The sequence below is a fragment of the Streptomyces xanthii genome (assembly GCF_014621695.1).
Classification (GTDB): Bacteria; Actinomycetota; Actinomycetes; order Streptomycetales; family Streptomycetaceae; genus Streptomyces; species Streptomyces xanthii.
In genome coordinates this window covers 4,125,234-4,152,226 of the sequence record NZ_CP061281.1, presented here as the reverse complement: position 1 = coordinate 4,152,226, position 26,993 = coordinate 4,125,234, and the positions used below count along the sequence as shown (strand labels likewise).

At 73.5% G+C, this 26,993-nt stretch carries 24 protein-coding genes; 4 read left to right on the top strand and 20 right to left on the bottom strand.

The genetic code is table 11. From position 1 onward, the window contains the following. Position 1: 1 nt before the first annotated feature. Both IAG42_RS18860 and IAG42_RS18855 read right to left on the bottom strand, forming a co-directional pair. A complete protein-coding gene (locus IAG42_RS18860; RefSeq protein WP_188338148.1) occupies positions 2 to 1,633 on the bottom strand; it encodes an ABC transporter permease in 1,632 nt (543 codons plus the stop codon). Continuing rightward, on the bottom strand, positions 1,630 to 2,553 hold the full coding sequence (locus IAG42_RS18855; protein WP_188338147.1) for an ABC transporter ATP-binding protein: 924 nt from the start codon (positions 2,551 to 2,553) through the stop codon (positions 1,630 to 1,632). The genes IAG42_RS18860 and IAG42_RS18855 overlap by 4 nt, the downstream gene beginning before the upstream one ends. A gap of 102 nt (positions 2,554 to 2,655) precedes the next feature. On the opposite strand from IAG42_RS18855, the gene IAG42_RS18850 reads away from it, so the two are divergent. Beyond that, positions 2,656 to 3,183: a GbsR/MarR family transcriptional regulator gene (locus tag IAG42_RS18850; protein WP_188338146.1), complete on the top strand. Its 528-nt coding sequence runs from the start codon at positions 2,656 to 2,658 to the stop codon at positions 3,181 to 3,183. Between the two features lie 333 nt (positions 3,184 to 3,516). Here the strand turns inward: IAG42_RS18850 and IAG42_RS18845 are convergent, their stop codons facing one another. From IAG42_RS18845 to IAG42_RS18770, 16 genes are all read right to left on the bottom strand, one after another. After that, positions 3,517 to 4,194, bottom strand: a complete 678-nt coding sequence (locus IAG42_RS18845; protein WP_188338145.1) for a response regulator — start codon at positions 4,192 to 4,194, stop codon at positions 3,517 to 3,519. Between the two features lies 1 nt (position 4,195). Then, a complete protein-coding gene (locus IAG42_RS18840; protein WP_188338144.1) occupies positions 4,196 to 5,581 on the bottom strand; it encodes a sensor histidine kinase in 1,386 nt (461 codons plus the stop codon). Positions 5,582 to 5,624: 43 nt separating this feature from the next. After that, on the bottom strand, positions 5,625 to 6,809 hold the full coding sequence (locus IAG42_RS18835) for an acyltransferase family protein (RefSeq protein WP_188338143.1): 1,185 nt from the start codon (positions 6,807 to 6,809) through the stop codon (positions 5,625 to 5,627). Then, on the bottom strand, positions 6,802 to 7,860 hold the full coding sequence (locus IAG42_RS18830; RefSeq protein WP_188338142.1) for an alpha/beta hydrolase: 1,059 nt from the start codon (positions 7,858 to 7,860) through the stop codon (positions 6,802 to 6,804). The genes IAG42_RS18835 and IAG42_RS18830 overlap by 8 nt, the downstream gene beginning before the upstream one ends. Positions 7,861 to 8,021: 161 nt before the next feature. Continuing rightward, positions 8,022 to 8,921 (bottom strand): alpha/beta hydrolase, encoded by a 900-nt coding sequence (locus IAG42_RS18825; RefSeq protein WP_188338141.1) that lies wholly within the window; start codon positions 8,919 to 8,921, stop codon positions 8,022 to 8,024. 146 nt (positions 8,922 to 9,067) lie between these two features. Next, entirely contained in the window at positions 9,068 to 10,267 is a 1,200-nt protein-coding gene (gene kynU, locus IAG42_RS18820) for a kynureninase (RefSeq protein WP_188338140.1), read from the bottom strand. After that, positions 10,260 to 11,126 (bottom strand): tryptophan 2,3-dioxygenase family protein, encoded by an 867-nt coding sequence (locus IAG42_RS18815; RefSeq protein WP_188338139.1) that lies wholly within the window; start codon positions 11,124 to 11,126, stop codon positions 10,260 to 10,262. Before IAG42_RS18815 ends, kynU begins: the two co-directional genes overlap by 8 nt. Before the next feature lie 144 nt (positions 11,127 to 11,270). Then, positions 11,271 to 11,684: a DUF3151 domain-containing protein gene (locus IAG42_RS18810; RefSeq protein ID WP_188338138.1), complete on the bottom strand. Its 414-nt coding sequence runs from the start codon at positions 11,682 to 11,684 to the stop codon at positions 11,271 to 11,273. Between the two features lie 29 nt (positions 11,685 to 11,713). Then, on the bottom strand, positions 11,714 to 12,868 hold the full coding sequence (locus IAG42_RS18805) for a MalY/PatB family protein (RefSeq protein ID WP_188338137.1): 1,155 nt from the start codon (positions 12,866 to 12,868) through the stop codon (positions 11,714 to 11,716). Between the two features lie 104 nt (positions 12,869 to 12,972). Then, positions 12,973 to 14,004 (bottom strand): class II fructose-bisphosphate aldolase, encoded by a 1,032-nt coding sequence (gene fbaA / locus IAG42_RS18800; RefSeq protein WP_188338136.1) that lies wholly within the window; start codon positions 14,002 to 14,004, stop codon positions 12,973 to 12,975. A 143-nt stretch (positions 14,005 to 14,147) separates the two neighbouring features. Beyond that, on the bottom strand, positions 14,148 to 14,702 hold the full coding sequence (pyrE, locus tag IAG42_RS18795; RefSeq protein WP_188338135.1) for an orotate phosphoribosyltransferase: 555 nt from the start codon (positions 14,700 to 14,702) through the stop codon (positions 14,148 to 14,150). Between the two features lie 24 nt (positions 14,703 to 14,726). Next, complete coding sequence (locus tag IAG42_RS18790; RefSeq protein ID WP_188338134.1) at positions 14,727 to 15,515, bottom strand: aldose epimerase family protein; 789 nt, start codon at positions 15,513 to 15,515, stop codon at positions 14,727 to 14,729. A gap of 37 nt (positions 15,516 to 15,552) precedes the next feature. After that, positions 15,553 to 16,401, bottom strand: coding sequence for an SRPBCC domain-containing protein (locus IAG42_RS18785; protein WP_188338133.1), 849 nt, complete (start codon positions 16,399 to 16,401; stop codon positions 15,553 to 15,555). A 489-nt stretch (positions 16,402 to 16,890) separates the two neighbouring features. Further along, positions 16,891 to 18,405 carry a polyamine aminopropyltransferase gene (locus IAG42_RS18780; protein ID WP_188338132.1) on the bottom strand — a complete coding sequence of 505 codons (1,515 nt, stop codon included), beginning with the start codon at positions 18,403 to 18,405 and terminating at the stop codon, positions 16,891 to 16,893. Positions 18,406 to 18,495: 90 nt separating this feature from the next. After that, positions 18,496 to 19,020: a DUF2617 family protein gene (locus tag IAG42_RS18775; RefSeq protein WP_188338131.1), complete on the bottom strand. Its 525-nt coding sequence runs from the start codon at positions 19,018 to 19,020 to the stop codon at positions 18,496 to 18,498. Positions 19,021 to 19,394: 374 nt separating this feature from the next. Then, positions 19,395 to 19,727: a hypothetical protein gene (locus IAG42_RS18770; RefSeq protein WP_188338130.1), complete on the bottom strand. Its 333-nt coding sequence runs from the start codon at positions 19,725 to 19,727 to the stop codon at positions 19,395 to 19,397. A 140-nt stretch (positions 19,728 to 19,867) separates the two neighbouring features. Between IAG42_RS18770 and IAG42_RS18765 the strand changes: the two genes are divergently transcribed. Together IAG42_RS18765 and IAG42_RS18760 are read left to right on the top strand one after the other, a co-directional pair. Beyond that, the gene (locus tag IAG42_RS18765; RefSeq protein ID WP_188338129.1) at positions 19,868 to 21,049 is read left to right on the top strand and encodes a pyridoxal phosphate-dependent aminotransferase; all 1,182 of its coding nucleotides are present in this window, start codon (positions 19,868 to 19,870) and stop codon (positions 21,047 to 21,049) included. A gap of 760 nt (positions 21,050 to 21,809) precedes the next feature. Further along, positions 21,810 to 22,964 (top strand): hypothetical protein, encoded by a 1,155-nt coding sequence (locus IAG42_RS18760; protein ID WP_223206418.1) that lies wholly within the window; start codon positions 21,810 to 21,812, stop codon positions 22,962 to 22,964. 9 nt (positions 22,965 to 22,973) lie between these two features. Here the strand turns inward: IAG42_RS18760 and IAG42_RS18755 are convergent, their stop codons facing one another. Together IAG42_RS18755 and clpB are read right to left on the bottom strand one after the other, a co-directional pair. Then, positions 22,974 to 23,510: a YbjN domain-containing protein gene (locus tag IAG42_RS18755; RefSeq protein ID WP_188338128.1), complete on the bottom strand. Its 537-nt coding sequence runs from the start codon at positions 23,508 to 23,510 to the stop codon at positions 22,974 to 22,976. Positions 23,511 to 23,812: 302 nt separating this feature from the next. Further along, a complete protein-coding gene (gene clpB / locus IAG42_RS18750; RefSeq protein ID WP_188341466.1) occupies positions 23,813 to 26,410 on the bottom strand; it encodes an ATP-dependent chaperone ClpB in 2,598 nt (865 codons plus the stop codon). Positions 26,411 to 26,541: 131 nt separating this feature from the next. Between clpB and IAG42_RS18745 the strand changes: the two genes are divergently transcribed. Next, a complete protein-coding gene (locus IAG42_RS18745; RefSeq protein WP_188338127.1) occupies positions 26,542 to 26,961 on the top strand; it encodes a pyridoxamine 5'-phosphate oxidase family protein in 420 nt (139 codons plus the stop codon). Positions 26,962 to 26,993: the final 32 nt, after the last annotated feature.

Here is a 26,993-nt window from a genome sequence, read left to right as displayed (position 1 = left end):
GCTAGTTGGAGAGGTCGCGGCGGCGCAGGGCCGCGAGGCCGGCGGCGACGAGCACCGCCGCCAGACCGGTCAGGACGAGCACCGGCGGCCAGTCCATCGTGCCGCCGGGCAGCTTCGGGAGGTGGCCGAACGGGGACAGGTTCATGATCGCCTGCGGGAGCTTCAGGGCCGGGCCGAGCCAGCCGAGGAGCAGGGCCGCGCCGGCCACGGCCCAGCCCGCCGGGGCGGCCTGGGGGGCGAGCCCGTACAGGAGCGCGGCGACCGCGCCGAGCACCCACACCGCGGGGAGCTGGACCAGGCACGCGGCGAGGATCGGGCCCAGGTCGTGGCCGTATCCGGCGGCCAGGCCGAGCCCGCCGAGCAGCATGATCAGCACGGCGCCGCCGAAGGCGATGACCAGGTGGCCGGCCGCCCAGCGCAGCCGGCCCACCGCGCCGCTCAGGACGGGCTCGGCCCGCTGTCCGGTCTCCTCGGCGTGCAGGCGCAGCACGGCCTGGACGACGTAGAGCGCGGCGACCATGCCGAGCATGCCGACCATCGCGGCGAGGAACGCGTCGGTGAGCCCGGACTGGCCGCCCATCCGCTCGATGATCTCGCGGGTGTCCGCGCTGCCGCCGACGAGATCGGTGGCCCCGTTGGTGACGCCGCCGAGCGCGGCGCCGGACGCGAGGAAGGCGAGGGACCAGCCGAGGACGCTGCCGCGCTGGAGCCGCCGGGCGAGGGCGGCCGCGGAACCGATCCGGCCGCGGGCCGGTCCCGGGCGGCTGGGCAGGAAGCTCATGCCGATGTCGCGGCGCCCGGCGAGGACGTAGGCCGCCGCGCCCTGGGCGAGCACGGCCGCGGCGAACAGGAGCAGCACCCACCAGCGTTCACCGGCGTAGGCGCGGGTGTTCTCCAGCCAGCCGATCGGGGAGAGCCAGGTCATGACGGACGAACCGTCGACGCTGCCGGCGTCACCGGCGGCGCGCAGCACGAAGGCCACTCCGAGCAGTCCCGCGGTCGCGCCGCGGGCGAGCCGGGCGCTCTCGGTGAACTGGGCGACGATCGCGGCCATCGTCGCGAAGACCATGCCGGCGCCGCCGGTCGCGAGGCCCAGCGCGAGCGCGCCCGCGAGCCCGTCACCGGCCGTGACGGCCATGCCGACGGTGATGAACACGGCGATCGTCGCGTTCGCGATCAGGGCCGTGAGCAGGGCGGCGGTGAGCGGGGCGCGCCGGCCGACCATCGCGGCGGACACCATCTCCTGGCGCCCGCTCTCCTCTTCGTCGCGGGTGTGCCGGACGACGATCAGCAGGCTCATCGCCGCAGCGAACACGGCCGCGTACGCGCCGACCCGCCATACGGTGAGCCCGCCGAGGGAGTCGTCGAGGGCCGGTCCGTAGAGGGCGCGCAGCGAGCTGTTGGTGCGCATGGTGTCGAGCACGCCGGCCCGCTCGGCGTCCGTCCCGTACAGGCCCTTCAGGGTCTTCGGCATGGTGACGACGGTGAGGGCCACGACGTAGATCCAGACCGGCATCATGATCCGGTCGCGGCGCAGGGCGAGCCGCAACAGGGCGCCGGTCCCGGCGAGTTGGCGGCTGCCGCCGGTGCGCGGGGCATAGCCGGTGGTGGTGGCGGTGACGGCGGCGCTCATCGGGTCACCTCGGAGGGGGCGGCCCCGGTGAGGTCCTCCTGGTAGTGGCGCAGGAAGAGCTCTTCGAGGGTGGGCGGCGTGCTGGTCAGGGACCGGACGCCGGACGCGGTGAGGGAGCGCAGTACGGCGTCGAGCCGGTCGGACTCGACCTGGAGCCGCACGCGGTGGCCCTGGACGTCGAGGCCGTGCACGCCGGGCAGGTTCGCCAACCCGTTGGGCGGGCCCGCGAGTTCGGCGGTGACGCTGGTGCGGGTGAGGTGGCGCAGCTGGGCGAGGGAGCCGCTCTCGACGGTGCGGCCCTTGCGGATGATGCTGACGCGGTCGCAGAGCTCCTCGACCTCGCTGAGGATGTGGGACGACAGCAGGACGGTCTGTCCGCGTTCGCGGGCGGCCTCGCGCACGTACGCCTGGAAGACCTCCTCCATCAGCGGGTCGAGTCCCGAGGTGGGCTCGTCGAGGATGAGCAGGTCGACGTCGGCGGCGGCGAAGGCGGCGACGAGCGCGACCTTCTGCCGGTTGCCCTTGGAGTACGTGCGGCCCTTCTTGGTGGGGTCCAGCTCGAAGCGTTCGACGAGTTCGGCGCGGCGCCGCTCGTCGAGGCCGCCGCGCAGCCGTCCGTACAGGTCGATGACCTCGCCGCCGCTGAGGTTGCGCCACAGGGTGACGTCGCCGGGGACGTACGCGACCTTGCGGTGCAGCTCCACGGCGTCGGCCCAGGGGTCGCCTCCGAGCATCTGCACGGCGCCCGAGTCGGCGCGGAGCAGTCCGAGGAGCACGCGGATGGTGGTCGACTTGCCGGCGCCGTTCGGGCCGAGGAAGCCGTGCACCTCGCCGGCCTCGACGTCCAGGTCGAGCCCGTCCAGGGCGTGGGTCCTGCCGAACGACTTGTGCAGTCCGGAGACCGTGATTGCCTTCGTCATGATTCTGAAGCTACGCGGACTTCACAAATTTGTGAAGTTAAGGAAGCGTATAAACTCGGGGGCTCAGGCGGGGGCGGTACGGGCAGGGGAGATGATCAGGACATGAGCGGCGCCGACGACGACACGAAAGCGGTGGACTCCGCGGGGTCCGCGGACCCGCGCGCCCGCTTCGTCGAACGCTTCGCGGGTCAGCTGGTCGAGGCCGGGATGCCGCGGATGCCGGCCCGGATCTTCGCCGCGCTGCTCGCCTCCGACTCCGGGGCGCTGACCTCGGCGGAACTCGGGGAGCGGCTCACCGTCAGCCCGGCCGCGGTCTCCGGCGCGGTGCGGTACCTCACGCAGCAGCACATGGTCACGCGCGAACGGGAGCCCGGGACGCGGCGCGACCTGTTCCGGGTGCACAGCAACCAGTGGTACGAGGCGCTGGGCAACCGGGACAGCGTCCTCAAGCGCTGGGAGGACGCCCTGCGCGAGGGCGTCGACAACCTCGGCCCCGACAGCCCCGCGGGCCGCCGCATCGCCGAGACCCTGGCCTTCTTCGAGTTCATGCAGCTCGAACTGGCCGAAATGATGGCCCGCTGGCGAGCCCACCGCAAAACCCTCGGCCTGGACGCCCCCCAGCCCCGCTGAACCCTGCCCCTTCCCGGGGACGGCATCGAAGGGCGGCCCCGCCTGCCCGCAACCATCCACCCCCGGGCCCAGCCGTGGTCCAGCCCTCCTCCCACCCGCCCGCCCCCTCCGGGGGCGCCGGCCCGGAGGGGGCGGGTGGGTGGGAGCAGGCAGGGGGGCGCACGGGAGGCACCACGCCAGAGGCGAGAGGCGCCGGGGAGTCGAGCCCCGGCAGAGGGGCGCGGGGAACTGCGCGCTCAGCCACCGCAGCACTCCGGCCGGGATGTGTGCTGAACCGGCGCGGCCCCCGGCGTACCCCGCGGGGGCCTCGCCCAAGCCCCGCAGGGAATCCGCTCAGCGCGACGAACGCGGCGTCACCAGCCCGGACTCGTACGCGAAGACCGCCGCCTGGGTGCGGTCGCGCAGGCCCAGTTTCACGAGGATGCGGCCTACATGGGTCTTCACCGTCTGCTCGGCGACGACGAGACTCTCCGCGATCTCCGCGTTCGACAGCCCCTGGGCGATCAGCACGAGGACCTCCGACTCGCGGTCGGTGAGCTCCGCGGGCCGCTGCCCCGGCACGGCCCCCGCCCGGGCGCCCCCGTCCGACAGCCGCGCGTACTCCGCGATCAGCCGCCGCGTGACGGTCGGCGCGAGCAGCGCCTCGCCGGAGGCGACGACACGGACCGCCTCCGCGAGCTGCTCCACGGAGGCGTCCTTGAGCAGGAACCCGGAGGCCCCCGCGCGCAGCGCCTCGTACACGTACTCGTCCAGGTCGAAGGTGGTGAGGACGAGGACCCGTACGGCGGGGTGCGACGCGGTGACCCGGCGGGTCGCCTCGATGCCGCTGAGCTCGGGCATCCGGATGTCCATGAGGACGACGTCCGGGGCGAGTTCGGCGACCTGCGCGAGCGCGTCGAGCCCGTCGACGGCCTGCCCGACGACCTCCAGGTCGGGCTGGGTGTTCAGGAGCACGGTGAACCCCTGCCGGACCATCATCTGGTCGTCGGCGATCAGGACCCGGATCGGCATGTCAGTTCTCTCCCCCGGCAGGACGTGCGCCCGGGCGAGGACCGCCGGACGCGGGCAGGAAGGCCCGTACCTCGTAGCCGCCGGCCACGGCGACGGGCCCGGCGTCGAGCGTGCCGCCCAGCATCGCGGCGCGCTCCCGCATGCCGAGCAGCCCGTGCCCCGCACCGGGCGAGGGCGCCGCGGGCCGCTCGGGCGCGGTGTTGGTGACCCGGACTCCGAGCCCGTCCGGGCGGTGGTCGAGCGCCACCTCGACCGTCGAACCCGGCGCGTGCCGCAGCGCGTTGCTGAGCGCCTCCTGCACGATCCGGTACGCGGACAGTTCGACGCCGGGCGGCAGCGGGCGCCGCTCCCCGGTGCCGAGGACGGTCACGGCGAGCCCGGCGGCCCGGGTGCCGGCGACGAGCGTGTCGAGCCGGTCGAGGGTGGGCTGCGGGCGCTGCGGCGCTGCGGCCGTACCGGGATCGTCGTCGCCCACGCCGCCCGCCCCCGGATCCTCCGCCCGCAACACCCCGAGCACCCGCCGCAGTTCGGCCAGCGCCTCCAGGGCGCTCGCGCGGATGCCGTCCAGGTTCTCCTTCAGGGCGTCCGGCGGGTTCTCGACGAGGTGCGGGGCGACCTGCGCCTGGATCGAGATGACGGACATGTGGTGGGCGACGACGTCGTGCAGTTCACGGGCGATGTTCGCGCGCTCCTCCAGGACCGTGCGCCGGGCCCGCTCCTCCGCCGTGATCTCCTCCTGGACGACGAGCCGGTTCCGCGCCTCCCGGCGGCCGCGCAGCGCGATCCCGAGCAGGGCGAGCATCCCGAACACGACGATGGAGAGTGCCGTCGTCGAGGAGTAGCGGGCGATGTCCGCCCCGGAGCGCTGGACGAGCGGCCCGGCGGCCGCGCTCAGCGCGAACGCGACGACGGCCGCCCGCGTCGGCACCCGCAGCGCGAGCAGCAGCAGCACGGCCCCGTGGGCGACGACGGCGGGCGCGGCCCACGGCCACGCGTCCTCGCCGGACGCCGCCTGCCCGGACAGCCAGGGCAGCGCGAGCTGTGCCACGAGCACGGAGTCGAGCAGCGACAGCCAGAACGCGCACGCGGGCCGCCACAGCGCGAGCAGCATCGCGCCGCCCTGCACGCCCATGAGGGCGATGGCGGCCGGTGTGCCCAGGTGGTAGCCGTTGCCGATCTGGTCGATGCCGGAGAGCGTCGTGCCGAGGGCGATCCAGGCGAGCAGCAGGTGCGGCACCCAGCGCAGCAGCCGCGGGCGGCTCAGCGGCGGCAGCGGCCTGCGCTCGAAGGTGAGCAGATCGCGTCGCAGGGAACGCAGCAGCGCCCCGAGATCGTCCGCCTCGGCTTCCCCGCGCTCCCTCCGGCCCCCCGCCCTGTCCCCCACCATGTCCCCCACCCTAGAGGGGGACATGGGCGCCCGGCGCCGCCGGTCAGCCATGACGGACCACGGCCCGCGGGCTCCGGCGGCGCCGCTCCCTGACCACGCGCGAGCCGCGCCGGCCCCCGCCCTGCTCGTACGTGCGGAACGCCGCCCAGCACACAGTCAGGGCGAGCGCGAACACCGGCAGCCACGCCGCCCGCGCCGCGACCCAGGTGAGCGAGTCGGGCACGGTGTGCAGGCCGGGCAGCCGGCCCGCGAGCAGGCCCGTCGCGGTGACCGCCATCAGGGCCGTCTGGTGCCACAGGAAGATCGTCATCGCGAACAGGTTGACCACCGCGACCGCCGCCCAGGCCACCGGCCGGCGCAGCCAGGACCGCAGCCGGTCCAGGAGCAGCAGCGCGAGTCCGCACTGGGCGAGCCCGAAGGTGACGGCGGCGAGCGTCGGCGGGTTCAGGTTCGACACGGGGGCGCCGGGCACGCCGACCATCGACGCCGGGTACCCGGCCCACAGGACGAGCCCGGCCGTCGCGGCGGCCCCGCCGGCGAGCAGCACCGACCCGGCCCGCCGGCCCAGCGCCTCCCGCGTCCAGGCCGCGCCCAGCGTGTACGGCACGAGCCAGCCGGCCGCCAGGTTGATCCAGCCGAGCCAGGCCGGGCCGCCGAAGCCGAACCGTACGAGGTCCACATGGAGGACGACGGCCAGCGGCCACAGCGGGTTGAGCCGGGCCACGAGCGGGGTCGCGGCGGTCAGCGCGGCGAACACCAGCAGGAACCACAGCGGGGACATCGCGAGTTTCCCCAGGGTGTGGACGGTGTCGTACGGCACCCCGGACAGGAGCATGCCGAGCGCCGCCGCCGTCCACACCCCGAGCACCGCCGCGACCGGCCGGAACAGCCGCCCGAGCCGGGCCGTCAGCCACGCCCCGTACGTCTCGCCGCGGGCCCGAGCCGACGCGTACCCCTTGGTCGCCATGTGCCCGCCGACCAGGAAGAACACGGCGAGCGTCTGGAACAGCCAGGAGACGGGCGCGAGCCAGGACAGGTGCTGGAGCGGGCTCGCGGTGTGCAGGGCGCCGTCGCCGCCGGGCACCAGGGCCGTGACGAACCAGTGCCCGAGGACGACCCCGCAGATCGCGAGGGCGCGCAGCGCGTCGACCGCGCGGTCCCGGTGCGCGGGGGTCGCCGCGTCGACCCGCCGGACGAACGACCGTGCGGGCAGCAGGAGTTCACGCATGAGAAGCCTCCGTCACATCGGACACGCCTGCGGGGGACACGGGGGACGACGGGGAGCCGTCGGACGCCTGGGATGCCGCCGCGCCCCGCAGATCGCCGGTGCGGGGATCCGAGCCCAGGACGATGCGGGCCATCCCCGCGAGGGAAGGGGTGCCGGGGCGGAAGTAGTCGCTGTGGCCGCCGGCCCCGGCGGCGAAGACCCGGGCGCCGAAGCCGGGCGAGACAGGGTCGGCGCCGAGACCGACCGTCGTGCCGAAGAACCCGGCGCTCACGTGCGGCACATGGGCGATCCAGTCGCCGCCGCCCCGCGCCGCCCACACCCGGGCCCGGGTGCCGAGCCCCGAGGCGCTGTCCGCGCCGGTGCCCGGGCTGCCGACCAGGACGAGGTCGGACACCGCCGCGGGACCGCGCAGCGCGCCCGCCGCGCGCCCGCACACCACGGATCCGTACGAATGGCAGAGCAGGGTGACCGAGGGGCGGTGGCCGCCGCTGCCCAGCGACCTCAACTCCCTTACCGCGTCCACCAGTCGGGGTGCCGCCTCTTCGGCGCGGCCCGGTGTGGCGACGGCGGCGCTGACGGTGGCCGGTGTCTCGTAGCCGAGCCAGGCGACGACCGCGGCCCGTCCGCCGAGCCGGTCGCGCAGGGCGAGCGCGCCCGCGCGGAACCGGTCGTAGGTGTCGAGGGACGTGTCGGAGCCGGGGACCAGGACGGCGATCCGGCGGGCGCGGGCCAGATCGCCGAACACCTCGACGGCCCGGCCGGAGCCGCGCGCGTCGAAGTGCAGGAACGTCCGGCCGTCCGCGGCCATCTCGCGCAGCTCACGGGCCCTGCCCGTCGCCCCGAACCCGGCGGCCATGCGGGCGGCCTCCCGCGCCACGGCCCGGTTCGCGTCGTACGCCGAGTCCAGCGAGCCCGCGGTGACCGGGCCGGTGCGGGCCGGCGGCGGGGCGGGGACGTCGGGGTGCGCGGCCGCCGAGACCGGCACCGCCACGGCGCCCGTCACCAGCGCCGCGAGCAGCGTCCGGCGGATCCGTCCCGGCCAGCGGCCCATGCCGTCACTCCCCCTCCGGGCACCGCCGTCCGGTGCCTCTGGAAAGGAAGTTATGAATCACGGGCCGTAACCGGCATCACGCCACGGAGCCAACCTCGCGCGTAGCTCCCAGGTATCACCCGTCATACCCGGGTAGGGGTACTCCTTCTCAACCCATTGCCCTACCAGGCGAGTTGGGCGATCTCCTCGGCGACGACCGCGCACGCGTCGGCGGCCGGGTCGATCAGCGGGAAGTGGCCGACCTCCTCCAGGTACGTGACGCCGACGACCTCGCCCGCCTGCGCCGCCGCGTCCGCGTACGCCTCGGTCACCGCGAACGGGACGGTGGTGTCGGTGCGGCCCTGCACGATCGTCGTGGCGATCCCGGTGGGCAGCAGCAGCGACGGATCGGCCCACGGCCGCCGCTCCTCGAACAACTTCGGTGAACCGCCGAGGAGTTGGCCGCTCGCCCCGCCGCACACGCCCAGCTCCTCCGACAGCGCCAGGTCGGCGATCGGCGCGAGCGCGACGACACCGCGCAGCGCGGGCGCGGCCGGGGTGAACCAGGGGGCGTCCGCGGGCAGTACGTGCCGGGCCGCGGCCCACAGCGCGAGGTGTCCGCCCGCCGAGTGCCCGGTGACGACCGTGCGGCGCACGTCCGCGGCGGGCAGGTGCTCGGCGACGAGCGCGGGCAGCGCGTCGAAGGCGGCCGCCACGTCGTCGAAGGTCTCGGGCCAGCGCCCGGCGACGGGACCCTTCACCCCCTGATGAGGAACGGCTGCGCCTTGCGGGGGGACATCCCCCGGCCCCCGCCGGTACTCGACGTTGGCGACGGCGAAGCCGCGCCGGGCCAGGTAGTCGCAGAAGGGGCTCAGATGCTTCCGGTCGTAGGGCGCCCGCCAGGCGCCGCCGTGCAGGGCCACGACCAGCGGGGCCGTGGCCACCGCCGTCCTCGGCGCGTGGAAGTCGATCACCTGGTCCGGGTGATCTCCGTACGCGGCGCTGACGTCCGGCTCGACGACGGGGTGCGAGAAGGCCGACGCCTCCTCGGCCGCGTCGCGGGCGGCGGCTTCGTCCGGCATGCTCCAACCTCTCGGCGTCAGGGGCGACGGTGCCGGGCCATGTCCGGGGCACCGCGGGGTACGCGGACGCTACCAGGCCCGTGACGTGCGCCGACGCCCCGCCCGATGAGGACGGGGCGCCGGCGGACCGTCACGTGTTGATCAGGTCACCCGAGCGTGTCGGCGAGGACCCGCGCCGCGCGCTCCACCTCCGCGAAGGACAGGTACAGCGGGGTGAATCCGAACCGCAGCACGTCGGGCGCCCGGAAGTCGCCGACGACACCGGCCGCGATCAGCCGCTCCATGACCTCGCCCGCGTCCTCGCAGGCCAGCGCCACCTGGCTGCCCCGCTCGGCGTGCGCCCGCGGGGTGACCGTGACGACCCGCCCCTCGGGCACGTACGCGGCGACGCACTCCAGGAAGAAATCCGTCAGGGCCAGCGACTTGGCCCGCACCGCGTCCACGCTCACGTCCGGCCGCGACCAGACCTCGAGCGCCGCCTCCAGCGCCAGCATCGACAGGATGTCCGGCGTCCCGACCCGGCCGCGCACCGCGCCGTCGGCGGGCGCGTACTCGGGCCGCATGCCGAACGGTTCGGCGTGCGAGTTCCACCCCGGCAGCGGAGAGTCGAAGCGGTCCTGGAGCCCCGCCCGCACGTACAGGTACGCGGGCGAACCCGGGCCGCCGTTCAGGAACTTGTACGTGCAGCCGACCGCCAGGTCGACGCCGTGCGAGTCGAGCCCGACCGGCAGCGCGCCCGCGCTGTGGCACAGGTCCCACACGCTGACGGCGCCCGCCGCGCGGATCGCCGCGGTCAGCGCGGGCAGGTCGTGCAGCCGGCCCGTGCGGTAGTCGACGTGGTTGAGCAGGACCGCGGCCGTGCGCGGCCCGAGGGCGTCCGGCACCTCGGCGGGGGCCAGCGGGCGGACCGTGCAGCCGGTCATCCGCGCGGCCGACGCGGCGATGTAGCCGTCCGTCGGGAACGTGGAGGCGTCGACCAGGATCTCGTCCCGGCCCGCGTCAGGGCCGCCGGAGAGCCGGACCGCGCCCACAAGTGCCTTGAACACGTTGACACTTGTGGAGTCGCCGACGACGATCTGCCCGGCCGCGGCACCCACCAGCGGGGCGACGAGATCGCCGATCCGCTCGGGGGCCGTCCACCAGCCGGACTCCGTCCAGGACCGGATCCGCAGCTCGCCCCACTGCCGCCGTACGACGTCCTCGACGGCGCCCGGCACGTTCGCGGGCAGCGCGCCCAGCGAGTTCCCGTCCAGGTACACCACCTCGTCCAGGACGAAGTCGGCGCGCACCGCCGCCAGCGGGTCCCGCGCGTCCAGCTCCCGCGCCCGCTCGATCAGGTCAGACATGGGACCTCGCCGTCCACAGCTCGGGGAACACGTTCTTCTGCGCGCGCTTCTCCAGCCACGCGACACCGGCGCTGCCGCCCGTGCCGGTCTTGGCGCCCATCGCGCGCCGCGTCGCCACCAGGTGGTCGTTGCGCCAGCGCCAGATCAGCTCGGCGACGTCGGTGAGGGCCTCGCCGAGCCGCGCAAGCTCGCCGCTCTCGTCACCGGCGTACAGCTCGGTCCACACCGCCTCGACCTCGGGCGAGGGCACGTAGCGCTGCGACACGTCCCGGTCCAGGACGGCCCGCGGCACACCGTGGCCGCGCCGGGCGAGCAGCCGCAGCACCTCGTCGTACAGGCTCGGCTGGTGCAGGGCCTTCTCCAGCTCCGCGTACACGCGCGGGGCGCCCCGGTGCGGCACCAGCATCGACGCCGACTTCTCGCCGAGCAGGAACTCCATGCGCCGGTACATCGCCGACTGGAACCCGGAGCCCTCGCCGAGCGCGCTCCGGTACGAGTTGAACTGGGCGGGGGTGAGCTGCGCCAGCGGGCGCCACGAGTCGTTGAGCGCCTGCAGCTCGCGCACCGAGCGCTTGAGGGCCGCCACGGCGGTGGGCACGTCGTCCTGCGCGAGCGCCCCGCCCGCGGTCTCCCACTCGTGCACGATGACGGTGAACCACAGCTCCATGACCTGGGTGGTGACCAGGAAGACCATCTCGCCCGGGTCGTCCGAGCGCAGGTGCTGGAGGTGGGTGAGCACATCGGCCTGGACGTAGTCCTCGTACGGCGTCGTGCCCGCGAAGTCGAGATGCGGGGTGGCGGGTGCGTCCGCGTCCTGTGGGGTCGCGTCTTCCGCTACGTGTTCCGCGTCGTGGGACATCGCTGTCTCCTGAATGTGTATCCGGGTAGCGGTCCGCCCTGCCGTTACCGGCACGGGGCCCCGGTCCCCACCTGCATCCTCCGCAATCCTCCCCCGAAACGGCAAGGCCCGCCTGATCACAGGCGGGCCTCGACTCGGTCCTGCTTATCCGAGGGTCTGCGCGGCGGTCTCCGAGGAATCCTTCAGGAACTGCGTGCAGCGCTCGTACTCCGCCTGCTCGCCGATCTCGCCGGCGGCCCGCGCCAGGGCGTGCAGGGCCCGCAGGAAGCCGCGGTTCGGCTCGTGCTCCCACGGCACCGGGCCGTGGCCCTTCCAGCCGTTGCGGCGCAGCGCGTCGAGCCCGCGGTGGTAGCCGGTGCGCGCGTAGGCGTACGACTCGACGACGCTGCCGCGCTCGTACGCGGCGTCCGCGAGCTGCGCCCAGGCGAGCGAGGAGGTCGGGTACTTCGCGGCGACGTCCGCCGGGTCGGTGCCGCCCGCGAGCAGCTCCCGCGGCTCCGGCTCGTCCGGCAGGTGGGTCGGGGGCGGTCCCCCGAGGAGGTTCTCGTGAAGGCTCATGGGTCCAGTGTGCCGCCTGCGTCCGGCGCTCAGGCGATCACCCTGGTCACGGCCCTGACCAGGGCGTCCACCCCGGCCTCCGCCTTGCCGCGCGGGCAGCCCACGTTCAGCCGCACGAAGCCGGGCGCCCCGTACACGGATCCGGGCATGATCGCGACCTTCTCCTCCTCGACGAGCACCCGCTGCAGCCCGGCGTCCTCGGTGATCCCGAGCGGCCGCAGATCGATCCAGGCCAGGTAGCCGGCCTCGGGCACCCGCCAGCCGAGCCCGGGGAACGCGGCGCCGAACCGCTCCTCGACGAGCCGCAGATTGCCGTACGTGTACGCGCGCAGGGCGTCCAGCCAGGGGCCGCCCTCGCGGTAGGCGGCGATGTGCGCGGTCAGCGCGAGCACCGGCGGCGACTCCAGGCCCTCGTCGTGCCCCATCCTGCGGACGAACTCGGCATGGTCGCCCGGGTCGCCCACGAACCCGTAACTGCCGCTCAGCGCGGGGAAGTTGAAGGACTTGCTGCCGGAGGTGACCAGCGCCCAGCGCAGTCCGTCCCCGTACCGGGTCCACGGCAGGTGGCGCCGGCCCGCGTGGGCGAGGTCGGAGTGGATCTCGTCGCTGATCACGGCGACGTCGTGCCTGCGGGCGAGGTCCGCGATCCGGCGCAGTTCGGCGTCGGTCCACACGTGCCCGGTGGGGTTGTGCGGGGAGCACAGGACGAGGACGCGGCTGTCGGGGCGGGCCAGCTCGCGCTCCAGGCCCGCCCAGTCGTCGACGCCGACGGCGCGCAGGTCCCGGCGGGCGCCGAGCACCGCCTTGCGGAAGCCGTCGTAGGTGGGGGTGTGCAGGACGACGCCATCGCCCTCGCGGGTCCACATGCGCAGCAGCTGGGCGATCTGGTTGAGCACGGAGGGCCCGAAGACGAGCCGCTCTACGTCCACCTCGGTCGCGTACCGGTCCCGGTACCAGTCGCGGATCGCGCCCTTGAAGTCGTCGTTGCGCCAGTCGGTGTAGCCGAACACGCCGTGCGCGAGCCGCTCCCCGAGCGCCGTCAGCACCTCGGGCGGGCACGCGAAGTCCATGTCGGAGATGGTGAACGGCAGCAGGTCCGGGTCCGGGAAGCGGTCGGTGATGCCGTCCCACTGCACGCACCAGGTACCGCGCCGGTCGACCGGGGTGTCGAAGTCGTACGTCACTGAGGGGCCCTCCGGGCAGCGGGGAAGACGGCGGGGAACGGGACGGGCCCGGCGCCCCCTCGCAGTGCCGAGGGAGGGCCGGGCCCGCAGGGGTACCGGTCGGGCTACTTGATGCGGGTGCCCGAGGAGCGCAGGTTGGCGCAGGCCTCGACGACACGGGCGGTCATGCCGGTCTCGCCCTTCTTGCCCCACACGCGCGGGTCGTACGTCTTCTTGTTGCCGACCTCGCCGTCGACCTTCAGGACGCCGTCGTAGTTCTCGAACATGTGCCCGGCGATGGGGCGCGAGAAGGCGTACTGGGTGTCGGTGTCGAGGTTCATCTTCACGACGCCGTTCTCCAGCGCGGTGTGGATCTCCTCGATCGTGGAGCCCGAGCCGCCGTGGAAGACGAAGTCGAACGGCTGCGAGCCGGCCGGCTTGCCGTACTTCGCGGCCACGCCCTCGTTCAGCTCCTTGAGCAGGTCGGGGCGGAGCACCACGTTGCCCGGCTTGTACACGCCGTGCACGTTGCCGAACGAGGCGGCCAGCAGGTAGCGGCCGTTCTCACCGAGGCCGAGGGCCTCGACCGTGCGGATCGCGTCGTCGACGGAGGTGTAGAGGTTGTCGTTGATCTCGTGCGAGACGCCGTCCTCCTCACCGCCGGTCGGGGTGATCTCGATCTCCAGGATGATGTTCGCCGCCTTGGCCTTGGCGAGCAGCTCCTGGGCGATGTCGAGGTTGTCGGCGAGGGTCTCGGCCGAGCCGTCCCACATGTGCGACTGGAACAGCGGCAGACCGCCGTCGGTGACCCGCTTCGCGGAGATCTCGAGCAGCGGGCGCACATAGCCGTCCAGCTTGCCCTTGGGGCAGTGGTCGGTGTGCAGCGCGATCTTGTTCGGGTACTTCGCGGCGACGACGTGCGCGAACTCGGCGAGGGCCTGCGCGCCCGTCACCATGTCCTTCACGCCCTGGCCCGAGAGGTACTCGGCGCCGCCGGTCGAGATCTGGATGATGCCGTCGCTCTCGGCCTCCGCGAAGCCCTGGAGGGCCGCGTTGAGGGTCTGCGTCGACGAGACGTTGATGGCCGGGTAGGCGAACTTCCCCGCCTTGGCCCGGTCGAGCATCTCGTTGTACTGCTCCGGGGTTGCGATGGGCATCTGCCGTCTCCTCGTGAAGCGCGCGTTGCGGGTTTGGGTTGTTCTGGTGTCCTGACCGGTGGTCCGACCCTCACCAAGCACCATGGGGTGACTTCATCGTCGCCCCCATCTTTCCAGACTTGTGGGGTTACCGGCCGGTCGCCTCAGTCCAGGCCGAGCTCGTCCTTCGAGAACGCGAAGAGGTACGGGACCCCGGCGCCCTCGGTGATCTTCTCGGCGGCACCGGTGGCCCGGTCGACGATCGTCGCGACGCCGACGACCTCGGCCCCGGCCTCCCGCACGGCCTGCACGGCCTCCAGCGGCGACCCGCCCGTCGTGGAGGTGTCCTCGACGACGAGCACCCGGCGGCCCTTGATGTCCGGGCCCTCGACGCGGCGCTGCATGCCGTGCGCCTTGGCGGCCTTGCGGACCACGAACGCGTCCAGGCGCTGCCCGCGCGCGGCGGAGGCGTGCAGCATCGCGCCGGCGACCGGGTCGGCGCCCATCGTCAGACCGCCGACCGCGTCGAAGTCGAGGTCGGCCGTCAGGTCGAGCAGCACCTGCCCGACCATCGGGGCGGCCTCGCCGTCGAGGGTGACCCGGCGCAGGTCGACGTAGTAGTCGGCCTCCAGACCGGAGGAGAGCGTCACCTTGCCGTGCACCACGGCCTTGTCCTTGATCTGCTGGAGCAGCGCGTCGCGCACGTCGTTCGAAGTCATGCCTACGAGCTTAAGCGCCGCGTTTTACAGCCGTCGCCAGGTCCAGGTGGTGCTCGCCTCCAGCGGATCGACGGGGGTCACGAGCCGGGGCTGCGTGTTGAGGCCGTTCGGGGGGCCGGTCTGCGGTTCGACGCACACGGCGGCGTCCTGCTCGTCGTAGACGACGACCCACGGCTCGCGGCTCTTCACGTTCACCTCCAGCTGCCCCGGCCAGGTCAGCGTGACATCGACGCCGTCCGGCATGCCGAAGCAGTCGTCCCACGGGCCGGGCTTCGGGTCGATCCGCCGACCGGTGGGCAGATGGTCGTCGCCGCGCTCCTCCTGCCAGGCGGGCTCGAAGTCGACGCGCACGTCCTCACCGCCGAGGTTCCGGTTGAACCAGGGGTGCCAGCCTGCCTGCGCGGGGAACGAGTCGCCGTACGTCTCGATGCCGAGCGTCAGCGTCAGGCTGTCCTCGGTGAGCGCGACGATCTGGGTGACCCGCCCGGGGTGCGGCCACGGCTCGGTCAGGTCGTACGTGAACACGGCCTCGGCCGCGCTCGTACGGGCCGTCTTCCACTCGGCGTCGCGGGCGAAGCCGTGGATGGCGTGCGGCGGCGAGTTGAGCGGCATCTGGCGGACGTGCCCGCCGTCCAGGAACCGGCCGTCCCTGATCCGGCCGCACCACGGCACCATCGGGAAGCAGCCGTACTTCTGCCCCTGCCGCAGCAGCTCGGTCCCGGCGATCTTCAAGCTGCTCACCCGGCAGCCGTTGCCCGGCGCCACGGTCACTTCCGCGTCGCCCGCGGTCAGCGTCGTCTCCTGAGTCGTCACGAGCCTTGAGCCTAGGCGGTGTCGGGGCGGCGCACCGTCAGCGGCGTCGGCGCAGGGCGCGGCCCACGACGATCACGGAGGCGACGACGAGGGCGGCGGCGGGGGCCGCCCAGCGCAGGGTGGCGCTCGCGGCGGCGCCCTCCGGGCCGGGGACCGGGGCGTAGCGGCCGCGCGGCGGGGCGTGGTCGACCTCCTCGGCGCTGCGGCCGATCATCGTGCGGCGGGCGTGCGCGGCCGCGGGCTCAGCCGGGAGCTCGCCGTTCTCGAATTCGCCCTCGTAGTCGCCCTGGAAGTCGGTCTCGGGGCCGAGCGAGGAGGGCGGCACCTCGGTGTCGAACACGGACAGCGCCTCCGGCCCGGCCGCGCCCTCCGGCCCCTCTGCACCGCCGGCGCCCTCGATGCCTTCGGCGTCGTCGATGTCATCGGCATCGTCGGCGAGCTCGTCCTCCGGCTCATCCGCGCCCAGGTCCTGGCTCTCCGTGCCGAGGTTCTCCGCGAAGCGGCCGAGCAGGCGCTGGGCGGCGGAGGTCACGGCGTCCTCGTCCAGCTCGGCCACGCGGCCGTCGCCGGTACCGGTGCCGGTGAACGTGACGCGGGAGCCGCCGTCCGACGCGGCGACCCGGGCCGTCAGCTCGAAGGCGACGGCGCCCGTGCCGCGGGCCTCCGTGCCGTCGCCGGTCAGCGTGAACGAGCCGTCCGGGGTCTCGGTGACCTGGACGCTGCCGCGGTACGTGATGGCGGTCCCGCCGATGCGCACCTTGAGCCGGCCACCGTCGCCGGAGGCGTCACGCTGGAACCCGGGCAGGGCCCGGGCCACGCGGAGGGGGTCGCAGAGCACCGCCCTCAGGGACTCCGCCGGTACCGGAACGAACACCTCATGCTCCATGCCGCCCGAGCCTAGCGACGCCGTCGGGAACGTGTCTCCCTCTTCGCCGGGGCGCCCTCTGTTTCGTACGGGTCCGCGGGCCGGTGGGGGCTGGTCGCGCAGTTCCCCGCGCCCCTGAAATGCAGACCCTTCGGGTCGCATTTCCCCGATGCCTCAGCCCCCGACGAGACAGCGCACGCAGTGCGCCTTCAGGGGAAGGCGCGGCGAAGCCACATGCCCTCAGGGGCGCGGGGCCGTACCCGATCAGCGGCTCCGTCGCGGGGCGCGACCAGCCTGGCCCCTGGAGCGCACGAAGTGCGCCTTCAAGAGCGCGAGGCCGTCCCCGATCAGCGACCTCGCCGCAGGGCGCGACCACCGGGGCCCCTGGGGCGCACGCAGTGCGCCTTCAGGGGCGCGGGGCTGTGTCTATCAGCGACTCCGTCGCGGGGCGCGGCCAGCCACGACGGAGGGGCTGCCGCGAGACGGACTCGGGCCGCTGGGCCATAGGCGTCAATAACGCGGATGCACCAGCGTCGACGGAGCCCGACCCAGGTCGACCTCGGCCACCCGCACGCCCCACAGCCGCGGCACCGCCCCCTCGCCCCCGACGGCATAGCCGGGCCCGTACCCCACGACCTGGAAGCCGGCCCCCCGCAGGGTCGAGGCGACCGTCGCCCCGCCGCGGACCACCACCCGCCCCTCGTCCCCGAGCACCCGCTCCACCAGCCCGTAGAACTCCTCGGAGTACAGCTTCGCGCTGTCCACCGAGAGCGCCGGATCCGGCAGGTCGGAGATGACGAGGTCGTACCGCTCGCCCCGCGCGGCCGCGCCCCGTACGCGCGCGAAGACGTCCCCTGTGACCACCCGCACCCGGGGATCGGAGAACGCCCGCCCGTTGAGCGCGACGAGCCCCGGGTCGCTCCGGGCCAGCCGCACCACGGCGGGGTCCGTGTCGACGACGTCCACCCGGCGCACCCCGTCGCCGCCCGCGCGGAGCACCTCCCGCACGGTCACGCCGTCCCCGCCGCCGAGCACGAGGACCCGCTCGTGCGGCCCGCCCCCGAGCGCGGGCCGTACGAGCCGGGTGGCGCGGCGCCGGGCGTCGGGTCCGCCCGCCCGGAGCCGGCCGTCGAGGTAGAGACCGGGCGGCCGGCCGGGGTCTCCGGTGAGGACGATCTCCTGCTCCGCGCTCTGCTCGGCGACCCGCACGGGCGCCCCGAACAGCGCTTCCCGCGCCGCCCGTTCGAACGCGTCGACCTGGAGCCAGGCGAAGGCCAGGACGGCGAGGACCGTCGCGTTGGCCGCGAGGAGGAGCCAGCGGCCGCGCGGGCTCAGGTCGCGGCGGAACAGGCCGAGGACGAGGGCGCCGCCCGCCACCGCGTTGACCACCCCGGTGAGCAGGGCGCCGGTGAGCTGGCCGAGCATCGGCAAAAGCAGGAACGGGAAGGCGAGTCCGCCCACGAGCGCGCCCACGTAGTCGGCGGCGAACAGGTCGGCGACGGCGCCGCCGGGGTCCTGTCTGCGGATCCGCTGGATGAGGACCATGAGCAGCGGCACCTCGGCACCGATGAGCACGCCGATCGCGAGGGAGAACCCGACGAGCAGGAAGCGGGGTCCGTCGCGCCAGGCCCCGCCCCAGTCGCCGGTCCAGGCGAAGACCGCGTACAGGGCCATCGCGCTGCACCCGCCGACGAGCGCGAGCACGGCCTCGACCATGCCGAAGCCGGCGGCCGCCCGGAAGCGCAGCCGTTTGGCGGCGAGGGAGCCGATGCCCATGGCGAAGACCATGACGGACAGCACGACGGAGGCCTGGGTGACCGAGTCGCCCATCAAGTAGGAGGCGAGCGCCACCAGTTCCAGCTCGTAGACGAGTCCGCAGGCCGCGCACACGAAGACGCCGACGAGGACCAGGAACCGGCCCGTGCCGGGCCTCACCGGCAGCGGGGCGCGGGCACGCTCCGGCGCGCCCAGGGGCCGGGGTGTCCCGGCGCCCCCGGGCGGGGCGGGCGCGTGCGGTTCGATCACTCCTGGAACGCTACGTCACCACATGACCGCACCCTGTCACCCACACGTGTGGAACAGGGCCCGGGACGCATACCCCGCACCGGACGGGACCTAGGCCATCGCGCCGACCGGGACGCGGACGCCGACCCGGCTGCGGGTGGCGACGAGTTGGCCGTCCTGCGGGTAGGCGTGCCAGGTGCGCCAGTGCACCTGGCCCTCGTGGCGGTGGGCGAGCATCGCCGTGAAGGCGTGCGGGCTGCCCGGGAAGACGCCCGCGAGCCCGTTCGGATGATCGGCGACGAGGGCGAGCAGCTCCTGGGCGCGCCCCGCGAACTGCCCTTCCGTCAGATGTTCGACCCGGGCGGCGAATTCGTACTCCCAGTCGCCCACCCGCTTGGCGACGCCGAGCGGGAGCGGGGTGCTGCTGCCGGGCATACAGGCGACGGTCTCCGAGCAGGCGCCGCTCTCCTCCTCGAGGAGCACCTGGTGAGAGGCGCCGAGAAGACGCAACTGCATCTTCGCGCCCGCGAGTTCGATGTCGAGTGTGGCGAGCGCGGGAAGGGGCTCGCGTCCGAGTGTCCAGGCCAGGTCGGCCGCACTGGTGTCGGAGTAGGCGGTGTTCAGGGTCGTGAGCATGGGTCGGCTCCGCTAGCACGCAAAGGGAGATGGGGCCGGCTACGTCAAAGGGACCGGCTCGTGCCCACGCGAACGCGATGAGTACGTAGTACGAGGGCTGAGTTGACGCTTAAAGGGAATCATGGGCGGCCCCGACCTCACAGCGTTTTTACCCAACTTTCGGAGGGTTTCCATCCCCTCGGGCGCCGTGCAGCTCAACTGTTCAACTTTCCGTGCGACCTTTCGCGCCCGGCGCACCACCTGCGGGTACGTGACCGGACGGATGTCCGAGTCGTCACTGGTCCAGATGTGCGCCCGTACGCGCGTGCGGCCCACCCGGACACCACTGCCCCGTGTCAGTGGTCCCCGCGTGAGCCGCACCTCCCGGGCCGGCGTCAGCTGCCGCCGCCGCACCCGCCCCCGCCGCCGCACGACGAGCCGCCCCCGCAGGAGGAACCGCTGCTCCCGCAGGAGGAGGAGCTGCCGCACGAGTGGCCGTGGTGTCCGGACGAACCGGAGGACGAGGAGGAGCAGGAGCTCCCCACCGACGAGTTCCCGCCGCCCGCCCACCAGCTGTTGCTGTTGCTGTTGCTGCCGCCGCGCCGTGAGCCGCGGGCGCCGCTCTTCTTCAAAGACGTGCGCTGCGGCTTGCTGCCGCCCGCACGAGCCGTACCGATCACGATGGCGACGACCACCGCGACGAAGACCACGATGACGACTGCTTCCATCACCGGTCCTCCTTCCGTTCCCCCGAACCCCTCGGAATCCCCGTGATCCCCGAGGGCCGCCGCTACCGGCGTGGAGTGGGGATTCCCGCACCGGATCGAAGCCAAAGCAGAGTTGAGGAAGTCCAGAGGTTCGGCGGAGGATGGCCCGCATGACCTCCAGCGCGCGCCCTCTGCTGAACCGCCGTCTCGCCGAGTTCGGGACCACGATCTTCGCGGAGATGTCCGCGCTGGCCGTGCGCACCGGCGCCATCAACCTCGGGCAGGGCTTCCCCGACACCGACGGGCCCGAGCAGGTCCGGGAGGCCGCGGTGCGGGCGCTGCGCGACGGCCGGGGCAACCAGTACCCGCCGGGCCCCGGCGTCCCCGAACTGCGCACCGCGATCGCGGACCATCAGCGGCGCCGCTACGGCCTGGAGTTCGACCCCGACACCGAGGTGCTCGTCACCGCCGGCGCGACGGAGGCCATCGCGGCCTCGCTGCTCGCCCTGGTCGAGCCCGGCGACGAGGTCGTCGCCCTGGAGCCGTACTACGACTCGTACGCGGCGAGCATCGCTCTCGCGGGCGGCACCCGGGTCCCGGTGACCCTGCGCCCGCACGAGGGATCGTTCCGCCTCGACCTGGACGAGCTGCGCGACGCGATCACGCCCCGCACCCGGCTCCTGCTGATCAACACCCCGCACAACCCGACCGGCACCGTCCTGACCCGCGCCGAGCTGACCGCCGTCGCCGAGCTCGCCGTGGAGCGGGACCTGCTCGTCGTCACGGACGAGGTGTACGAGCACCTGACCTACGACGACGCCGAGCACGTGCCGCTCGCCACGCTGCCCGGGATGCGCGGGCGGACCGTGACGATCGGGTCGAGCGGCAAGACGTTCTCGTTCACGGGCTGGAAGGTCGGCTGGGTGACCGCCGCGCCGGAGCTGGTCGCCGCGGTCCGCTCGGCCAAGCAGTTCCTCACGTACGTCTCGGCGGGCCCCTTCCAGTACGCGGTCGCCGAGGCGCTGGCGCTGCCCGACTCCTACTTCGAGGAGTTCCGCGCCTCGATGACCGCCAAGCGGGACCTGCTCGCGGCCGGTCTCACGGACGCGGGCTTCACGGTCTTCCGCCCCCAGGGCACCTACTTCATCACCACCGACATCCGTCCCCTGGGCTTCGACGACGGTTTCGCGTTCTGCCGCGCCCTGCCCGAGCGCTGCGGCGTCGTCGCCATCCCGAACGCGGTCTTCTACGACGACCGCACGGCCGGCGCCCCCTTCGTCCGCTTCGCCTTCTGCAAGCGCGACGAGGTGCTGAGCGACGCGGTGACCCGCCTCAAGGCGTAGCCAGAAGAGCCCGGCTGGACGAGCCCGTCCGGGAGGAGCCCGGCTGGAGGATCCCGCCCGAGAGGGACCCGGCTGGAGGATCCCGCCCGAGAAGGCCGGTCCGGAAGAGCCCGGCTGGAGGGGCCCCTCCGGAAGAACCCGCCCGAGAAGGCCCGTCAGAGAGGGACCGTCCGAGAGAGCCCGCCCGGAAAAGCCCGTCCGGGAGGGTCCGTCAGAGAGGGCCCGTCCGGGAGGGCCCCTCCGGAAGAGCCCGTCCGAGAGGGCCCGGCCGGAAGAACCCCTCCGAGAAGGCCCGCCCGAGAGAGCCCGCCCGGAAGAACCCGTCCGGGAGGGTCCGTCAGAGAGGGCCCCTCCGGAAGAGACCGTCCGAGAGGGCCCGGCCGGAAGAACCCCTCCGAGAAGGCCCGCCCGAGAGGGCCCCTCCGGAAGAGACCGTCCGAGAGAGCCCGGCCGGAAGAACCCCTCCGAGAAGGCCCGCCCGAGAGGGCCCCTCCGGAAGAACCCCTCCGAGAGAGCCCGCCCGGAAGAACCCGTCCGAGAAGGCCCGTCCGAGAGAGCCCGCCCGAGAGAGCCCGCCCGGGAGGGTTGTCACGCCGCCGCGCCGGGTCACCCGCGCGGCCCACCCGATCCGGGACGAGCTGGGTCCGGGCGGAGGCGTTCGGGTGGCGCGGGGCGCGCGCGCCGCCCAGGGTGCGGTGGTGTGACCCAGCAGCAGTTCGCGCAGGTGGCCGGGGAGCGGGAGGGGGCGGCGGCCGTCCCCGTGCCGCGCCGGATCCGTCCCCCGAGGCGCCCCTCCTCCGCCCTGACCGCGCTCGGCCTCTTCGCCGCGGCCCGGCTCACCGGGGCCGCGGCCCTCGCCCTCGCGGCCTGGCTCGGCGGGCAGCGGCCGCTCGCCGTGCTCGGCCGCACCTGGGACTCGCTCTGGTACCTGGGGATCGCCGCGCACGGCTACGGCGCCCGCACCCTGCGCTTCGGACCCGACATCGTCCAGAGCGACCTTGCGTTTTTCCCGCTCTACCCCGCCCTGATCCGCGCCCTGCGCACCCTGCTGCCGTTCCTGTCCGGCGGCGCCTGCGGCCTCCTCGTAGCCTGGGCCGCCGCGCTCGCCGCCGCCCTCGGTATCCACCGCGTCGCCGCCCGCCTGTACGGCCCGGTCACCGCGTCCCTGGCCGTCGTCCTCTGGGGCCTGCTGCCGCACGCGGTCGTGCTGTCGCTCGGCTACACGGAACCGCTGCTCACCGCGCTCGCCGCCTGGGCGCTGTACGCCGTCCTGAACGGGAACTGGCTGTGGGCCGGCTCCCTCGCCGCCCTCGCAGGCCTCGCCCGCCCCAACGGCTGCGCGGTCGCCGCCGCCGTCGTCGCCGCGGCCCTGCTCGAAGTCCTCCGCCGGCGCGGCCGCGTCGTCCCCAGGCTGTGGACGGGCGCGCTGCTCGCGCCGATGGGCTGGTGCGCGTACGTGCTGTGGGTCGGGGTGCGCACCGGTGATCCGCTCGGCGGCTACTTCACCGTGCAGCGGCGCTGGGGCTCGTCCTTCGACCTCGGGGCGGGCGCGGCCCGCACGGTGAAGGAGCTGCTGCTGCACGGGGACCGGTTCGCCGTGCCCAGGACGATGAGCCTGCTGATCGTCGCGGCCGCCGTCCTGCTCTACGCGCTCCTGCTCCTGGACCGCGCCCCGCTGCCGCTGCTCGTGTACAGCGGGGTCCTGCTGCTCGTCGCGGTGGGCGGCTCCGGCTTCTTCGAGTCCAAGCCGCGCTTCCTGCTGCCCGCGTTCCCGCTGCTGCTGCCCCTCGCGGCCGCGCTGGCCCGGACATGGAGAACCCGGCCCGCGCAGGCCCTGACGGTCCTTGGCGCGCTGGCCGGGTTCTCGACGGCGTACGGGGCGTATCTCGTCGTCTACGCGCACACCCCGCTGTAGGCCTCGGTCCTACTCCGAGTCGTCCTCGGGCTTCTCGTCCTCGGCGGAGTCGACCTCGGCCTCCAGGCCGAGCTGCTCCACGAGCCAGCGGTCGAACTCGATCGCGGCGCGGACCCAGCTGACGGTCGACGACACGAAGTGCTCCAGGGAGACACCGGTGCCGATCAGCATCTGGGCCTCGCCGATGAGGCGGACCTGGCCGTCGTCGTGGGTGTGGCTGTAGACCTTCGGCCACAGCGTCCGGCGGTTCCAGTCGTCGATGGACTCCAGGAGCTGCGGCTTGGACTCGATGCCGTGCGGGCGGTCGTAGAACGTCCGCACCGAGAAGACCTGCTGGTCGCCCTCGCCGCGGAACATGAAGTAGGTGCGGAACTCCTCCCACGGAGCGGCGAGGTCGCCCTCTTCGTCGAGGACGTACTTGAGCTCCATCTGGTCGAGCAGCTGCTTGACCAGGTCCTGGTCGGGGATGACGGGGCCCGACGGTCCCGCCCCCTGGGGATCGGGCTGCGCCCCGAAGTTCGGAATCGAGGACGGGTCGATGCTCATGTCTGTCCCTTCGTATGGATACAACTCATCCTCTCTCAGAGGGGGCCCCCGGGGGCAAGCCCGGCCCCCCGTCTGCCGCCATCTGTTCGCTCCCGGCGTGCCGGCCGGTGGGGCTTCTCGCGCAGTTCCCCGCGCCCCTGAAATGCAGACCCTTCGGGTCGCATTTCCCCGATGCGCCGACGCCCCTATGGAGATGGCGCACGAAGTGCGCATCTCCATAGGGGCGCGGGGAACTGCGCGACCAGCCCCCACCGGGGCCGCGGCCGGCAATCGACCGCGACCCGGCAGACGATCGGCCGGCCCTACAGCGACTTCCCCGTCGCGGGCCCTACGATCAACCCGTCGCCGAAGGCATCCACCCGCACTGTGTCCCCGTCCGTGACCTCCCCGGAGAGGATCTCCCGGGCGAGCCGGTCACCGATCGACGTCTGGACGAGACGCCGCAGCGGCCGCGCCCCGTAGGCCGGGTCGTTGCCCTCCTCCGCCAGCCAGTCCAGCGCCGCGTCGGAGACGTCGAGCGTGAGCCGCCGCTCGGCGAGCCGCCTGGCGAGCCGGTCGATCTGCAGCCCGGCGATGCGCCGCAGCTCGTCCTTCTCCAGCGCGGAGAAGACGACCAGGTCGTCCAGCCGGTTCAGGAACTCCGGCTTGAAGGAGGCCCGTACGACGTCCAGGACCTGCCGCTTCTTCTCCTCGGCGGAGGTCAGGGGATCGACCAGGTACTGGCTGCCCAGGTTCGACGTGAGGATCAGGATCGTGTTGCGGAAGTCGACCGTGCGGCCCTGCCCGTCGGTGAGCCGCCCGTCGTCGAGCACCTGGAGCAGCACGTCGAAGACCTCGGGGTGCGCCTTCTCGACCTCGTCGAGCAGCACCACGCTGTACGGGCGCCGCCGCACCGCCTCGGTGAGCTGGCCGCCCTCCTCGTAGCCGACGTAGCCGGGGGGCGCGCCGACGAGCCGGGCCACGGAGTGCTTCTCGCCGTACTCGCTCATGTCGATGCGGACCATCGCCCGCTCGTCGTCGAAGAGGAAGTCGGCGAGCGCCTTGGCCAGCTCGGTCTTGCCGACGCCGGTCGGGCCGAGGAAGAGGAAGGAGCCGGTGGGCCGGTCGGGGTCGGCGATGCCCGCGCGGGTGCGCCGGACCGCGTCCGACACGGCCCGTACAGCCTCGCCCTGCCCGATGAGCCGCTTGCCGAGCTCGTCCTCCATGCGCAGCAGCTTCTGCGTCTCGCCCTCCAGGAGGCGGCCGGCGGGGATGCCGGTCCAGGATCCGACGACGTCGGCGATGTCGTCCGGCCCGACCTCCTCCTTGACCATGGTGTCGTTCGCCGCCTCCTCCTCGGCCTCGGACGCGGCCTCCAGGTCGCGCTCCAGGGTCGGGATCTCGCCGTAGAGCAGCTTGCTGGCGGTGTCGAAGTCGCCGTCGCGCTGGGCGCGCTCGGCCTGGCCGCGCAGCTCGTCGAGCTTCTCCTTGAGCTCACCGACGCGGTTGAGGGACTGCTTCTCCTTCTCCCAGCGGGCGGTGAGGCCGCGCAGCTCCTCCTCCTTGTCGGCGAGGTCGCGGCGCAGCTTGTCGAGGCGCTGCTTGCTGGCCGGGTCGGTCTCCTTGCCGAGGGCGAGCTCCTCCATGCGCAGCCGGTCGACGGAGCGCTGCAGCTCGTCGATCTCGACGGGCGAGGAGTCGATCTCCATGCGGAGCCGGGACGCGGCCTCGTCGACGAGGTCGATGGCCTTGTCGGGCAGGAAGCGGGAGGTGATGTACCGGTCGGAGAGGGTCGCGGCGGCGACGAGCGCGCTGTCGGCGATCTGGACCTTGTGGTGCGCCTCGTAGCGGCCCTTGAGTCCGCGCAGGATCGCGATGGAGTCCTCGACGGACGGCTCGGCGACCAGGACCTGCTGGAAGCGGCGCTCCAGGGCGGGGTCCTTCTCGATGCGCTCGCGGTACTCGTCGAGCGTCGTCGCGCCGACCATGCGCAGCTCACCGCGGGCGAGCATGGGCTTCAGCATGTTCCCCGCGTCCATCGCGGAGTCGCCGCCGGCGCCCGCGCCGACGACGGTGTGCAGCTCGTCGATGAACGTGATGATCTGGCCGTCGCTCTCCTTGATCTCGGAGAGGACGGTCTTGAGCCGCTCCTCGAACTCACCGCGGTACTTCGCGCCGGCGACCATCGCGCCGAGGTCCAGGGAGACGAGCCGCTTGTTCTTCAGCGACTCCGGGACGTCGCCCTTCACGATGCGCTGGGCGAGGCCCTCGACGACGGCGGTCTTGCCGACGCCGGGCTCGCCGATGAGCACCGGGTTGTTCTTCGTGCGGCGCGAGAGCACCTGCACCACGCGGCGGATCTCCTGGTCGCGGCCGATGACCGGGTCGAGCCGGCCCTCGCGCGCGGCGGCGGTGAAGTCGGTGCCGAACTTCTCCAGGGCCTTGTACGAGCCCTCCGGGTCGGGTGTCGTCACCCGGCGTCCTCCCCTGCTCTTCGCGAACGCCTCGGCCAGCGCCTTCGCACCGGCCCCGTTCTGGATCAGTACGTCACCGGTCGCGCCGCCCTTCGCGGCGGTCCCGATCAGCAGATGCTCGGTGGAGAGGAACTCGTCACCCAGCTCCTTGGCCCGCTCCGCCGCGTCGGCGATGACCGCGAGCAGCTCGCGGTTGGGCTGCGGGGGCGCGACCGTCGAGCCGGTCACGCTGGGCTGGGCCGCGAGCACGCGCTCGGCGCCGGCCCGGATCTGCGCCTGGTCGGCCTCGACGGCGGCCAGCAGATCGACGATGTTCTCGTTGTCCTGCCCCTCCAGCAGGGCAAGCAGCAGATGCGCCGGGGTCAGATCCGGGTGTCCCCCGGACACGGCCCGGCTGGTGGCCGCGTTGATCGCGTCACGGCTCCGGTTCGTCAGCTCGGCGTCCACGTACTCGTTCTCCTCCACGTCCGACCCCGTCCGGGGTCCTCCTACGACAACTCTGACTTATTCAGCGTACACAAAGTTGAGTCTATTCCGCTCAAGGTAAGGCAGGGGGTGTCCCGGGATAGGTTCCGGGCATGGCGAAGCGCATCGACCTGGACGATCCGGCTCAGGCCTTCCTGGACTTCTGGCGGGAACGGCACCTGTGCACCCTCACGACCCTGCGCGCGGACGGCACCCCGCACGTCGTCCCGGTCGGCGTGACCTACGACGCCGAGCGCCGGGTGGCCCGGGTGATCACGAGCAGGACCACGCGCAAGGCGGTCCACGTGCTGCAGGCGGCGGGCGCGGCCCGGGTGGCGGTCTGCCAGGTGGACGGCCGGCGCTGGGCGACGCTGGAGGGGACGGCGACGGTGCGCGCGGACCGGGAGAGCGTCGCGGACGCGGAGCGGCGGTACGCGGAGCGGTACACGCGTACGCCCCGGCCCAATCCGGACCGGATCGTGATCGAGATCGCGGTGACCCGCGCGACGGGCAACGGCGTCTTCGACGACTGAGCCGCGCCGCGGCGGTCCCGCACGAAAACTAC